The 11,388-nt window shown below is 46.4% G+C and carries 23 protein-coding genes and 2 pseudogenes; all 25 read left to right on the top strand.

Annotated features, from left to right (window positions below; genetic code table 11):
* A partial coding sequence (locus PWYN_RS30240; RefSeq protein WP_240479849.1) for a recombinase RecT occupies window positions 1–278 on the top strand: 278 nt, incomplete at its 5' end.
* Window positions 275–496, top strand: a complete 222-nt coding sequence (locus PWYN_RS30235; RefSeq protein WP_052088469.1) for a hypothetical protein — start codon at window positions 275–277, stop codon at window positions 494–496. The genes PWYN_RS30240 and PWYN_RS30235, both read left to right, overlap by 4 nt.
* A 1-nt stretch (window position 497) precedes the next feature.
* Window positions 498–686 carry a hypothetical protein gene (locus PWYN_RS30230; protein WP_036658633.1) on the top strand — a complete coding sequence of 63 codons (189 nt, stop codon included), beginning with the start codon at window positions 498–500 and terminating at the stop codon, window positions 684–686.
* A 359-nt stretch (window positions 687–1,045) separates the two neighbouring features.
* Window positions 1,046–1,480 carry a hypothetical protein gene (locus tag PWYN_RS27610; RefSeq protein WP_036658630.1) on the top strand — a complete coding sequence of 145 codons (435 nt, stop codon included), beginning with the start codon at window positions 1,046–1,048 and terminating at the stop codon, window positions 1,478–1,480.
* A 119-nt stretch (window positions 1,481–1,599) separates the two neighbouring features.
* Complete coding sequence (locus PWYN_RS30505; RefSeq protein ID WP_338049250.1) at window positions 1,600–1,902, top strand: MBL fold metallo-hydrolase; 303 nt, start codon at window positions 1,600–1,602, stop codon at window positions 1,900–1,902.
* Complete coding sequence (locus PWYN_RS30500; protein WP_338049236.1) at window positions 1,785–2,141, top strand: MBL fold metallo-hydrolase; 357 nt, start codon at window positions 1,785–1,787, stop codon at window positions 2,139–2,141. The genes PWYN_RS30505 and PWYN_RS30500 overlap by 118 nt, the downstream gene beginning before the upstream one ends.
* 198 nt (window positions 2,142–2,339) lie before the next feature.
* A complete protein-coding gene (locus PWYN_RS27600) occupies window positions 2,340–2,660 on the top strand; it encodes a hypothetical protein (RefSeq protein WP_036658628.1) in 321 nt (106 codons plus the stop codon).
* Between the two features lie 133 nt (window positions 2,661–2,793).
* Window positions 2,794–3,174, top strand: a complete 381-nt coding sequence (locus PWYN_RS30790; protein WP_084146975.1) for a replication protein — start codon at window positions 2,794–2,796, stop codon at window positions 3,172–3,174.
* A gap of 38 nt (window positions 3,175–3,212) precedes the next feature.
* The gene (locus PWYN_RS27595) at window positions 3,213–3,473 is read left to right on the top strand and encodes a hypothetical protein (protein WP_036658626.1); all 261 of its coding nucleotides are present in this window, start codon (window positions 3,213–3,215) and stop codon (window positions 3,471–3,473) included.
* Between the two features lie 104 nt (window positions 3,474–3,577).
* Window positions 3,578–3,871, top strand: coding sequence for a hypothetical protein (locus tag PWYN_RS27590; RefSeq protein ID WP_036658624.1), 294 nt, complete (start codon window positions 3,578–3,580; stop codon window positions 3,869–3,871).
* Window positions 3,861–3,938 (top strand): annotated as a pseudogene (locus tag PWYN_RS30785) (hypothetical protein); the annotation flags it as partial. The gene PWYN_RS27590 and the pseudogene PWYN_RS30785, both read left to right, overlap by 11 nt.
* 80 nt (window positions 3,939–4,018) lie before the next feature.
* Window positions 4,019–4,327 (top strand): hypothetical protein, encoded by a 309-nt coding sequence (locus tag PWYN_RS27585; protein ID WP_169744159.1) that lies wholly within the window; start codon window positions 4,019–4,021, stop codon window positions 4,325–4,327.
* 73 nt (window positions 4,328–4,400) lie between these two features.
* Window positions 4,401–5,044, top strand: a pseudogene (locus tag PWYN_RS28435) (DnaB-like helicase C-terminal domain-containing protein).
* 129 nt (window positions 5,045–5,173) lie between these two features.
* Complete coding sequence (locus PWYN_RS27575) at window positions 5,174–5,569, top strand: hypothetical protein (RefSeq protein ID WP_036647246.1); 396 nt, start codon at window positions 5,174–5,176, stop codon at window positions 5,567–5,569.
* Window positions 5,570–5,594: 25 nt separating this feature from the next.
* Window positions 5,595–6,272, top strand: a complete 678-nt coding sequence (locus tag PWYN_RS28430) for a sigma-70 family RNA polymerase sigma factor (RefSeq protein ID WP_052087652.1) — start codon at window positions 5,595–5,597, stop codon at window positions 6,270–6,272.
* Window positions 6,269–6,919: a RuvC family protein gene (locus tag PWYN_RS27565; protein WP_036647244.1), complete on the top strand. Its 651-nt coding sequence runs from the start codon at window positions 6,269–6,271 to the stop codon at window positions 6,917–6,919. The genes PWYN_RS28430 and PWYN_RS27565 overlap by 4 nt, the downstream gene beginning before the upstream one ends.
* Before the next feature lie 12 nt (window positions 6,920–6,931).
* Window positions 6,932–7,204 carry a hypothetical protein gene (locus PWYN_RS27560; protein ID WP_052087651.1) on the top strand — a complete coding sequence of 91 codons (273 nt, stop codon included), beginning with the start codon at window positions 6,932–6,934 and terminating at the stop codon, window positions 7,202–7,204.
* A gap of 16 nt (window positions 7,205–7,220) precedes the next feature.
* Window positions 7,221–7,367, top strand: coding sequence for a hypothetical protein (locus PWYN_RS29480; RefSeq protein WP_157261049.1), 147 nt, complete (start codon window positions 7,221–7,223; stop codon window positions 7,365–7,367).
* Window positions 7,368–7,381: 14 nt separating this feature from the next.
* Window positions 7,382–7,648, top strand: coding sequence for a hypothetical protein (locus PWYN_RS27555; protein ID WP_036647243.1), 267 nt, complete (start codon window positions 7,382–7,384; stop codon window positions 7,646–7,648).
* Between the two features lie 70 nt (window positions 7,649–7,718).
* Window positions 7,719–8,438 (top strand): RNA polymerase sigma factor sigma-70 region 4 domain-containing protein, encoded by a 720-nt coding sequence (locus PWYN_RS27550; protein ID WP_157261274.1) that lies wholly within the window; start codon window positions 7,719–7,721, stop codon window positions 8,436–8,438.
* A gap of 244 nt (window positions 8,439–8,682) precedes the next feature.
* Entirely contained in the window at window positions 8,683–9,345 is a 663-nt protein-coding gene (locus PWYN_RS27545) for a bactofilin family protein (protein WP_205622799.1), read from the top strand.
* A gap of 39 nt (window positions 9,346–9,384) precedes the next feature.
* Entirely contained in the window at window positions 9,385–9,552 is a 168-nt protein-coding gene (locus tag PWYN_RS29725) for a DUF6877 family protein (protein WP_338049172.1), read from the top strand.
* Window positions 9,549–9,899: a hypothetical protein gene (locus PWYN_RS27540; protein WP_036647239.1), complete on the top strand. Its 351-nt coding sequence runs from the start codon at window positions 9,549–9,551 to the stop codon at window positions 9,897–9,899. Before PWYN_RS29725 ends, PWYN_RS27540 begins: the two co-directional genes overlap by 4 nt.
* Entirely contained in the window at window positions 9,896–10,117 is a 222-nt protein-coding gene (locus tag PWYN_RS27535; RefSeq protein WP_036647238.1) for a hypothetical protein, read from the top strand. The genes PWYN_RS27540 and PWYN_RS27535 overlap by 4 nt, the downstream gene beginning before the upstream one ends.
* 745 nt (window positions 10,118–10,862) lie before the next feature.
* Window positions 10,863–11,375, top strand: coding sequence for a hypothetical protein (locus PWYN_RS27525; RefSeq protein ID WP_240479648.1), 513 nt, complete (start codon window positions 10,863–10,865; stop codon window positions 11,373–11,375).
* Window positions 11,376–11,388 lie beyond the last annotated feature (13 nt).

The raw sequence follows: 11,388 nt of genomic DNA, 5'->3' as shown, positions 1-11,388 counted from the left end.
CAGTAGAAGGCATTGTGTCACTCGCAAAGTCTCACCCGCAATATAAAGGATTTATTGCTTCCGAAGTTAGAGAGAACGACATGTTTAAAGCTAATGTTGCCACTGGAGAAGTTGAACACGAACCCAACATAATGAGTCCTGGTAAGACAGTGGGGGCATATTGTATCGCTTACCGTGAAGGAATGCCAAATATTCTAGTGATTGTTAGAAGTGATCAGGTCGAACATCTACTCAAAGTCGAAACGGTCAAATGTGGAAGGATTATTTCGATGACATGATTGTAAAACATGCAATTAAACGAGCCTTCAAGCGTCAATACGGTATTGAAGTGTCTGAGGATGAATTTGTTAACTCGGGTCCTAGTGTAGAGAATATAGCGAGTTACGAGCGGAAGGATATCACTCCGACTGCAAAAGATCCGGAAGTTATTAGCCCTGGTGGGAATCAGGGAGTTACAACTCCCAACGAAGAAGATCGTATAAAAAGCCCGTGCTGATATGAAAATAAAATTCTCCCAGTTAGGAATCACAGAACCTGAGGAAATGGCTGCTTATATTGCAGAAAACGTTAAGACGAAGGGTGATAAACCTAACCTTAAGGAACTGACGGGCCTGCTGAAAATCATGGACATTCACATTGCTGAGCGGCTAGCGGCACAAGCCCAAGACGATGACCTCCCACTCTGATATACCAGTTGTTGAGATTTACACTCTCTCCCCGGACTGTATGGTCTGTGGGAGCGAGATAAATCCAGACCGCGAGGAATATCTTGGACGCTTAAGAGTATGCCCTCGCTGTTATGGAGAACTGACAGGGGCGGTGGTAATCGCAAAGCAAAGCGAAAAAGAGCAACTAGATCTGTTCGGCGGCGCTGATCTTATCTCCTTGGAAGCCAAAAGTTGAAGTTCTAAACGGTGCCTACTACGAGAAGGCTACAGGGTTGTTTGTAACTTTCGTGCTTGGTCGCCGGCATTACGAATGGCCTGCTAAGAAATGCCACCTTTGATAAGGAATGGCGTGAGAAAACAATGAAGGAGCGTGCGATATGAAGCTTAATGTAACAGTAGATATCGATTGGATTGATGAGGAAGAATCGCTAGATCAAAAGATACAGGAAAAAATTGTTGATTCAATCGGTCCAAAAATCTCACATAAAGCTGTTGGTAGTCTTGAATCAGACGCATTAAAGCAACTTTCCACTAAGGTGGACGCGTTGGTTGAAAAAACCTACACCGAATTCCTCCAGAGAGGTGTAACAATTACTGACCAGTGGGGCGATGTGAAAAAGAAAGACGTTACCATATACGACTTGATCAAGGAAAAGTGCGATACATGGCTTCTCAAAAAGGTCGATAATGAAGGCCGTGAGAGCAGCTACGGGAACAACTGGACACGAATGGATTGGTTGATTAATAAACAATTGGATCAACAGACAAAACGTATGTCAGACGACATCGTGAAAAGGTCAGCGAGACAATAAAGAAGCACATCAACGACTCCGTAAAGGATGCCATAGGTGAGAAATTGGTGAAGGAGATTGGTTTGGAAAACATTATTAACTCGCATAAATCTAAGGGGTGAGTGAAATGAAAAGTTGATATTCTCGCCTCTGGATCCGCAGGTAACTGCATCGCTCTTACAACATCAGGCAAGACCATCCTCATCGACGCTGGAATAGCCAAGACCAAGATCGAGAAGCGCCTGCTGGAAGTAGGGATTAGACCGGATAAGGTCGCCGCAATCTTCATAACCCACGCTCACGGGGATCACATCAAGGGGCTCCAATGGCGAATAAGTACGGCATTCCCGTATGGGCAACAGATGGTGAATGGAAAGGGATTTCGGGTGTTGAATCAGATCTCCAACGGGTGGCAGAAACAAAGTACGGCAAGTACGAAATGATTGATCTAGGCGGTGTACACCTTTATCCATTCCAAACTCACCATGACGCATATGAGCGCGTAGGCTACGCGATTGAGCCGGATGATGGACCGCGTACCTGTGTAGTCTTCGACACCGGAAAGGTAGACTCCGAAATGCTAGAAATGATGGAGGGCTCCATCTACATCATTGAAGCCAATCATGACCCAGATATGGTTGTTGAGTCGATTATCCTGATAGCGTCAAGGCTCGGGTGCTGAGTGACTTAGGGCACTTAAGCAATCAGCAGACTGCAGAAGCCTTACAAAAGCTAATTAAAGGCCGTGGTGAACACATCTACCTCACACACTTATCAGGCAGTAACAATCTCCCCAAGCTGGCAGAAATGACCGTCAAGGCGGCTCTACGGCAGCGAGGTTTTATAGCAGGACAACATTATCACTTGGAGGTGGTTTGAAATGACAATTATATTTTCTCATAACAAAAAATTGCTGGACCAGTTAACCATCGCAAAGCTTCAGCTTGATGACTACAAGCGCCGGGAACATGAAATGCTCGCTCATCTCGGGCGTGCTGGGCAGGGGATTTGCAAACTTAATCATGAGATCGGCAGGCTACGGGAAGAAAATGAACAGTTACAGGATGAGCGGAAGATGTTGTTGGAACACATTGAGCGGACCATTGATGAGCAGAAGGCACCCGAGTTAGACCAGGCAGCGCAGGTGCTAAAGGAAGTATCTAAGCTTGTTCATCAATGGGGTGACGAAACTCAGTTATGAGTTTCGCCAAGCCAAGTTCGGACTAATTGAACGTATCTGTGTCTTTATCCAAAAGCGTGAGAGCTTACCCTCTTAAAGCAGGTGAATGGAATGGCAGGACTGGATCTGGACAACGGCTACACCCGAATAGCGCATGGAATTTTGGAAGAGGTGGCAAAGCGAAGATTCAACGGCACGCAGCTCCGCATCATTCATGATAGTCTGGCGCTACACCTACGGGTTTGGCCGTAAATCACATGCGCTGTCTGTTGGGTTCCTATCTGAAGCCATTCAATGCGATCAGCGAACTGTGAAAGCTGAGCTGAGGAAATTGCTGGACTGCAAAATACTTAAAGTGGCGGAACCTTTTCACGGTAGCAGCTCCCGGAAATTATCCTTCAATAAATACGTTAATCAGTGGTTAGAGGTGGGGAAAACCTCACCCCCCAGTAAGAAGATTAGGGGTGAGCAATCCACCACCAGTGAGGGGAGTAAATCCTCACCACTCTTGGGGGCAATTCATCACCCAAGATAGAAAGAAAGAAAACTCTAAAGAAAGAAGAGATAAGAGATATGGACATCCCTTCTGAAAAGATTAAATTTCATGACACCGTTTTTCTAACTCAAGAACAGTACGGCAAGCTGTGCGAGGACTTCGGTAAAAAGATTGTAGACAATACTATCGAAGCCTTGGACGAATGGCAAACCAACAAGAAGCCGAGCCAGCATAAGAAGGACCACAACAAGACGCTGCGTGTCTGGATTAAGAAGGATCAGGCGAAGGCCGGTTATAAAACAAACAGCAGCAGAACCAAGAGCAGATGGATCTGCTGAAGCAGTTCAGCCAAGGAGGAGGGAAACCGCATGAACAACGAGGAGACCTCCAGCTTACTCGCGGTAATCAAAACGGCATTTCCTGAATTCGAGATTACCAAGAAGTGATTCAGTTATGGCACTTATTCCTTCAAGAGATACCTTATGCTCGAGCGCAGCTCAATTTAAGAGACCACATCGCTATCTCACGATTTGCTCCACGAATAGCGGATGTGATCCGAGAGGATCGGTTGCAGCCACAGTCGGTATACGACATACAACGCCTTGAGAACCAGATGGATATGTTGGAGCTTGAAGAATATCACTTAACGGAGAATGCGAAACCGATGCCCGATTATGTCAGAGAGCAACTGCAGGCGACCTTCTCAAAATTGAAGGTGAACCCTGATGAGTCTTGAGGCACAAAGGGCGGTACTCGGATCTCTGCTGAAAGATCACACCTTGATGGATGACTGCTTTTTAAATAAGGAGGACTTTAGCGAAGAAGAGTACAACCAAAAGTATTCAATGTACTCAGCTATGCACACAGACATTTTAGTGGCGAGGTGTCCAATCCATTTGATCCAGTGTTCCTTGCTACAAAGTGGGGTGCAAAGCTGGCTCAGATCGGCGGGATGGCGCACTTTATGGCCCTCCGTGATTCGGTACCTACTACAGACGGGTTCGGCTATTACCAAAAGGCAGTGCGAATCGAAAGAGTACAGCGGCAGCTAGTTGAACTCGGATTACAAATTGCTACTAATGGCGGTGGGGACCTTGCAGAGCTGAGACAACATATAGATGCCCTGACAGAACTGCAAAAGGCGATGACGAGGGCGGACCTGTTCATATGGCTTCCATCCTCGATGGCATAGTCAGACGATTATTAATCGAGCTTCTAGTTCTGGGGTCACCGGGGCCAAGACAGCCAATGACGATATCAACCAAATGAGCGGTGGACATCAGAAAGGTGATCTTGAGATATTGGCAGCTCGCCCGAGTATGGGTAAGACCCAGTACGTTCTTAACGACATGGACGCTGTTACAAAGGACGGATGGGCAGCGGTAATATTCTCACTTGAAATGAAGGACTTGAAGGTCGTGGAGCGCCTAGTTTCTACTATCGGCGGGATCAAGAACAAGAGAATTAAGTCAGGCATGATGTCGGATAACGATTGGGATTCCTACAGTAAGGCCGTTGCTATCATAGTAAGCCGCAATCTTTATATCGATGACACTCCAGGAGCTACAGTGGAATACATCCGCCGGCAGGTCAAGGCTTTACGTAAAGAATTCCCTAACCTAGTCGTTTATGTGGATTACCTTCAGTTCTTAAACACTGAAAAGAAGTTCACCAAGAATAACGAGAAGGTAGTTACATCACGAAAGCACTTAAAGGTATAGCTCGGGAGTTCGATGTCTGTATGGTGGCTATCTCGGCTGTTGGCCGTGATTGTGAAAAACGTCCGGATAAGCGACCTATGATGTCTGATCTCCGTGAGAGCGGTGATATTGAGTCAGACGCTGACATTGTCACATTCCTTTATCGGATGATTACTACAACGCTGATACTCCTAAGAAGAACATCGTAGAACTGATTATTGCAAAAGGTCGAGATATTGGTACTGGTGTTTTTGAAATGGTCTTCAGGCGTGACACAGGCCGCTTCATCAACCTTACCAAGGATGAGAAATATGAGCTTGATAAGAAGGTGAAGGAGCATGCGCAGCAAGCTAATTCAAGACGATGAGCAGTATGACAAAGCTCAGGCTGCACTGTTGGATATGGCCGCTAAGTTGGACGATCCGTTGTCTGATATGCCGCAAGCTGAACGGGATAAGATCAACAGGATCTATGACAAAACAGCCGATTTGATGAGGTATTATCGCAGGGGTAGATTGGTTGAAGAGTTTCCGGGGTTGGGTGAGAAGTACGCCATTCTTGGACAGGACTTCCAAGAGTTCGAGCCACAGAATAGCAAATCTGAGCCTGTTATAGAGCCAGTAGAAGATAAGGTTACAAATACACCACGTAAGCCTGAAACGCTCCCTGTAAAGCCAGTAGCCGCTAAAACTGATACACCAAAGGCTACGGTTAATCTTTCAAATTGGCTTTGATGGTGATAGAAAGCAGGTGAATGACATGATAGCTGTTAATCCCCACCTCGGGGAGTTAGATGACTTCATCGGAAAACACAAGGGTTTGGTATACAGCATTGCCATTCGTTGTTCATACAAGACTAAACTACCGGTTGAACTGGATGATCTAGTTCAAGAAGGATATATCGGACTCATAAAGACTTATCGCTTCTATGACCCTTCTAAGGGCGCAATGCAGACGCTGGCATACAGTTTAATCCGGAATGAAGTAATGGATTATATCCGTGACAAACTACCGATTGTTCGTCCACCGACACGAGAGTATGCATTATCAGGGAAAATCCTTAAAGCACGAATGCAGGATGCGTCAGCCGAAGAAATTTCTCTTTATTTTAACTCAACACTGGCGGCAGCTGAGAAAGCTTTATGGAGAGTCAATCACAACGTATCAGTTTCCTTGAATGCAACAGTACATGACCATTCAGGTCGTGCAGTCGAATACTGGGAACTTTTTGAGCATGAAGATGATCTGAGCGATGTTGAAGTAAACGAATTTATAAATAAGCTAACTCCCCAACAAATTAAAGTGATCAAGCTATTGATGGAGTTTAATACGAAGGCTGAAACAGCAAGAGAAATAGGAGTAACCCGTACTCGGGTAGGTGCGATAGTTCACCAGATCGAGGATAGGTACCTGAAGTATCGGAGGCGGTGGGCATGAGATTTGTCGGCATTGACCCAGCCACTCAGACCGGATTTGTCGCTTTGGATGAGGACGGCAGGCCCTTGGTAGAAGTGGAGTTAGTGGGTAAGGGTCGGAAGGAAAAAGGTGGAATTACTACACAACAACTCGTCTCACTAGAGAATCAACTCTATCAATTGCTGAAACCCGGTGACATCATCGCCATTGAACAGCCGGCCATGGGTACGCAGAGCGGAGTTACCACGGGAATGATACACGGTGGGTTGAGGAGTATGATCTATCGGAAGGGCCTTACGTATGTGGATGTTAATCCGCAACGTACAAAGAAGTACGTTAATGAAAATAGGCGATTAGCTGAAGATGACGACAAAAAAGCTATCATCGCGACTGCAGTTCTTGAACACTATAATTATTCTCACAGTAGCCACAATGTGACGGATGCCTATATCATCGCCAAGATTGCAGAGGCGGTACAAAGAGTAAAAAACGGTCAGTCATTGGAGTCATACACACCGTATCAACAGGACGTCATACAGGCCATAATCAGCCCAGCAGCTAAGACAACAAAGAAGAAAAAGGATAAATCAGTTCCAAGTAAACGCCGAGGGAAGCCTGCGGCGGCGGACAGTCACATGCCTGAGACGGAACGCCAGTTCCTATTTTAAGGAGGAATGGATTTGAAAGTGCATATTGAAGGTGGCTTTTATATCGAATCGGATGATAGGGAATTCACTCTGAAAGAATACTCTGGAGCAATTGGAAAACCAGCGAAAGGCGAAACAGAGGGGAAACCAATATTCAAAACTCATGGACATTATCCTACCGTGTTAGGCGCTGCTCGTAAGTTTCTTAACCTCAAGATCGACTCCAGCGAAGCCACTAACCTCCGTGAGCTCATTGCAGACGTTGAAGCTATCAGGGAATACATTAAAAGCCAAATTGATTTCTAAGAAATGGGGGCCGCATATGAAAACAGTCATTCGATTTAGGGACGATTCAGGTCGAATCATAGGGTCAGTAAGAGAAGAACGGCTGCCAGAACCAATAGTGGTATTACGGAATTTCAGCCTAGCACTGCTGCTACTCGGCATGTTGCTAGCATGGCTGCAATAGAAAGGACGGATATCATGACCGAAGAACAGCGCCGCAGAGCTTTCCAAAAAGTTAAATCGATGTCGAACAAAATCTTCTGGGAATGGATGAACATGATCCACTCCCGGGCTTATGCCAAAGCTCAGCAGCATTACGAGGAGGCTATGAGCATTGTTCTCCAGCCAAAACAGGCAGCAGCTGTCAAAGCCAAGGCTCAAGAAATAAGAGAGCATTGGGACGGGATGGCAACAATCACAATGAATGATACCGAGGCAGCGGAATTAAAACAGGTGGGGGTGTAATCAATGGTTGCGCCAAAAATTGGACAAAAGAAGAGATTGATTACCTCCAGGATAAATGGGATCGATTAGTTTGAAATCAATCTCTCAAAACTTGGGACGGAGCATCGATGCAGTAAAATTGAAAGCTGGCAGAATGGGGCTCGGAGACTCACGGATGAACTTTGACGGAATCACAGTCAATCAATTAGCTCTTGCTCTTGATAAATCATATGGGCAAATCGTGAATTATTGGGTACCAGATTACGGGCTGCCAGTCAGAAGGAAACTCTTTGCAAATACGGCCAGAGTTCTGGTCATCGGCTATGAAGAATTTTGGAAATGGGCTGAGCAGCACAAAGAACTCCTTAACCTTGCGAAGATGGAACCTAACACCTTGGGAGCAGAGCCGGCTTGGACAAAGGTCAAACGAAAAGCAGATCAGATGCGATCTCAAAAGACCTTTCAGGCAGTGAATTGGACTCCGGAAGAAGATCAGCGGTTAGTACAGGTCCTCGGAACAAAAGGAATGACTTATCCAGAGGTTGCCAGGCTCTTTGATCGATCGGAGGCATCAGTTAAGCGGCGGCTGCATGATCTAGGCGTTAAGGTACGACCAGAAAGATTGGATAACCATACCAAGTACACACCCAATGAAGTGCAGACGTTGCTTCGGATGGCCCAGGAAGGATACAGCTATGAAACGATAGCCCAGACCTTAAGAAAGAGTGCATTGGGTGTGCGCGGAAAGTTGGAGAGAATGGGATTTGATTTTAAACGGAGATGTTTGAAAGAAAAGACAATCAGCATATAAGGGGGCATAACAGCTGCGAAGAGCATAGGAAGCGGGTCCGGTGATATCATGCGGGCTTGCAACGGTACCTATCGACAATAGAAAGGTTACGAATGGCGATACGCCCAAAATCAAGCCCAATAACTTTTAAGGAGAGATAAACCATGAAAAATATACGCTGACTGAAACAACCAAAGAATGGTGCGGAATCACCCTTTATCAAATCAAGGCGACTCGCAGCTTTGGGGACGTAGAGGCTGATGAGTTGGGCGGCTGGATCGAAAGTGAAGAAAACCTGAATCAAGACGGCGATGCTTGGGTCACCGGCAATGCTCGGGTCACCGGCAATGCTCGGGTCTACGGCAATGCTCGGGTCTACGGCGATGCTTGGGTCACCGGCGATGCTTGGGTCACCGGCAATGCTCGGGTCTACGGCGATGCTTGGGTCACCGGCGATGCTTGGGTCACCGGCAATGCTCGGGTCACCGGCAATGCTCGGGTCACCGGCGATGCTTGGGTCACCGGCAATGCTCGGGTCACCGGCAATGCTCGGGTCTACGGCAATGCTCGGGTCTACGGCGATGCTTGGGTCACCGGCGATGCTTGGGTCACCGGCAATGCTCGGGTCTACGGCGATGCTCGGGTCACCGGCAATGCTCGGGTGGAGAGCAATAAGCATGTATTTTGGGCGACGTCTGTTGGCTCAGAGGGTGGAACATTAACAGCGTATACGATCAAAACAGGAGAGATCGAGGTTACTCGCGGGTGCTTCAGGGGGACGATTGGTGAGTTTGAAGAGGCAGTCAGCAACCGACACGATAGTAATAGGTACGCTGAGGAATATTTGGTGTTGATCAAATTTATCAAACTTAGGTTTAGAGAGGTCACGGTAACTATAGTGGACGATACAACGGATAACGAGGGTTAACCCATTCCCCCTATAAAGGAGCTGAAAGCTTTGAACCCTATGGAAGAGATCGGAAAGATAGCTCATTTGCTACCTTTGAAAGTATTGCAGGACATAAATACACGAATTGGTGATTGGTTAGCCTTTGGAGGCAACGAGACTGATCCATATATCCACCAGCAGTTGAGATTTGCGAAAAGATTTATTGGAGAGGCGGCGAAAGCATGACTCCAGAACGTGAATTAAGAGCAATCCTGCTGGACGGATCGGAAGTAATCATGAATACCGGTGACAAAGTATTGTTCCAGGCTTCTCGGCCCGGAGCTATCCCGTTATCCGTGGACGCTGACACAATCATTGACGATGTGCTTGCTGCTCTAAAAGAGGCACAACAAGATGTCGAGGAATGGCAAGAGGAAGCTAAGCAATGGCGAGATGAATTTGTAGACAAGAACAACACTTTGGGAGAGGCACAGCAGACCATAGCCCGGCAACAAGCAAAAATACTAGTACTTGAACGCGATAATGAAATGTTGGAATCCATCGTTAACAGTAAAGGAGCTAAGGAGTCATGAGTTACCGATCTGAAGAAATCACAAAGTACAAAACAATCGTCAAATGTGATGACTGCGGCAGGGAAAGGGAGATTTCGACAACACCGACTCCGTTGGGATTTGATAACCGGATGAATGGGGCATTGCAAAATAGATACTCCTTCACGCAGGAAGGTGGCGTATTTAAAAACTACTGTTCCCGATGCCAAGAGATACGTAGGGAGGCGAAGGAGTCATGACACAGTTACAGACAATGAGTGACCAGCAGCTTAACCGGGCGCTGGCGGAGTTGATGGGGCACAGGGTAGTGTGTACGGGCAACTGCTACTGGATCGTAGAACCAAAAGGAAAATAATGGGCAGATCCCTTCAGCAAAAATTCAGAGGATATTGCGTGGACTTGGGCACCCGACTACTGTACTGACCCTGCCGCCTCTCTAGAGGTACAGTCAGCAGCGTGTAAATGTGATGAGCCATTGTACGTTAAGCATCTCAAATCAATCGTATACACCGAAAAGGTGAATCAAACGATCGGCGCGCTACTCACCGCCACTCCCAGAGAGAGGGCAGAGGCTGCTTATATGGTACTAAGCCAAGTGAATGAGTAGTAGACGCATACAGCGTAGGAAGGGAATGATGCGAATTGACATATGAAAAACCGAAATGTGACTGTTCCAACGATTTGACGCTGACTCTTCACGAAATGAATAGCATGGATTTTCGTATTAGCGACAAAGGAAAGATTGTTAAATCCTCAATTAAGTCGAATAAAGAGTTGCATGCGCAGGAGTTCGGTTGCACCAAATGCGGAAACACCTATGTTGTTAAGTTGGACGAAAGACAAAGGTATGTGCGTGGCGAGGTAACGAGAGAGGGTTTTGATTAATAGGTATTGATGCGCAGTACGAAAAAACACCACGGTAACAGTAAAATCAACAGAAATTATTCCAAATATTATTCCCAAATTCGAGAGGAGCAATTATAAATGAAAACCACAATGAACGTACTTTTTAAGTCTATGCAGAAAGATGATAAGAAGGAAATCCTGAAATTCGAAATCAAAGGTACTGAGGATGCTAGCGATGAGATGGACCTGTTTGAACTATCTGGAAGTATTGTAGTGCTTAACCTAGAAGTGGGCGGTGACGATGTGTGCGGCGATCTATCGGCTGAATTCATCTCCATGCAGCGTGATAGCAAAAAAACGGTTATGAAGTTTGGTGTCAAGGGTGACAAGGACGATAAGGCACAGCTGCTATACAAATTCGCAGGTCGTAACGTGACTCTGGGTGTTGCTCCTTCGCAGATGAGCATTGAGGAGTTCAATGAGCCGCGTGAGGGCATTAAAGGGACTGTTAATCCTGACGGAACGATAGATCTGGAAGATAAGGATCAGCTTACTATTGAGGAGATAGCCGCCGCTGAAGAGGAGAAGGAAACAGAGGAGCCGGAAGGTGGACCAGTAATTCCTGAAAGCGAAGATGACCTGCCGTTTTAATGAACCGTACGAT

It is taken from the genome of Paenibacillus wynnii (assembly GCF_000757885.1).
In the GTDB taxonomy this organism is placed as follows: domain Bacteria; phylum Bacillota; class Bacilli; order Paenibacillales; family Paenibacillaceae; genus Paenibacillus_AQ; species Paenibacillus_AQ wynnii.
This window is presented reverse-complemented; position numbering and strand designations above follow the sequence as displayed.

Coding starts and splice junctions, on each gene's coding strand:
- PWYN_RS30235 (WP_052088469.1), top strand. CDS start 275: ATGATTGTAAAACATGCAATTAAACGAGCCTTCAAGCGTCAATACGGT.
- PWYN_RS30230 (WP_036658633.1), top strand. CDS start 498: ATGAAAATAAAATTCTCCCAGTTAGGAATCACAGAACCTGAGGAAATG.
- PWYN_RS27610 (WP_036658630.1), top strand. CDS start 1,046: ATGAAGCTTAATGTAACAGTAGATATCGATTGGATTGATGAGGAAGAA.
- PWYN_RS30500 (WP_338049236.1), top strand. CDS start 1,785: ATGGCGAATAAGTACGGCATTCCCGTATGGGCAACAGATGGTGAATGG.
- PWYN_RS27600 (WP_036658628.1), top strand. CDS start 2,340: ATGACAATTATATTTTCTCATAACAAAAAATTGCTGGACCAGTTAACC.
- PWYN_RS30790 (WP_084146975.1), top strand. CDS start 2,794: ATGGAATTTTGGAAGAGGTGGCAAAGCGAAGATTCAACGGCACGCAGC.
- PWYN_RS27595 (WP_036658626.1), top strand. CDS start 3,213: ATGGACATCCCTTCTGAAAAGATTAAATTTCATGACACCGTTTTTCTA.
- PWYN_RS27575 (WP_036647246.1), top strand. CDS start 5,174: ATGCGCAGCAAGCTAATTCAAGACGATGAGCAGTATGACAAAGCTCAG.
- PWYN_RS28430 (WP_052087652.1), top strand. CDS start 5,595: ATGATAGCTGTTAATCCCCACCTCGGGGAGTTAGATGACTTCATCGGA.
- PWYN_RS27565 (WP_036647244.1), top strand. CDS start 6,269: ATGAGATTTGTCGGCATTGACCCAGCCACTCAGACCGGATTTGTCGCT.
- PWYN_RS29480 (WP_157261049.1), top strand. CDS start 7,221: ATGAAAACAGTCATTCGATTTAGGGACGATTCAGGTCGAATCATAGGG.
- PWYN_RS27555 (WP_036647243.1), top strand. CDS start 7,382: ATGACCGAAGAACAGCGCCGCAGAGCTTTCCAAAAAGTTAAATCGATG.
- PWYN_RS29725 (WP_338049172.1), top strand. CDS start 9,385: ATGGAAGAGATCGGAAAGATAGCTCATTTGCTACCTTTGAAAGTATTG.
- PWYN_RS27540 (WP_036647239.1), top strand. CDS start 9,549: ATGACTCCAGAACGTGAATTAAGAGCAATCCTGCTGGACGGATCGGAA.
- PWYN_RS27535 (WP_036647238.1), top strand. CDS start 9,896: ATGAGTTACCGATCTGAAGAAATCACAAAGTACAAAACAATCGTCAAA.
- PWYN_RS27525 (WP_240479648.1), top strand. CDS start 10,863: ATGAAAACCACAATGAACGTACTTTTTAAGTCTATGCAGAAAGATGAT.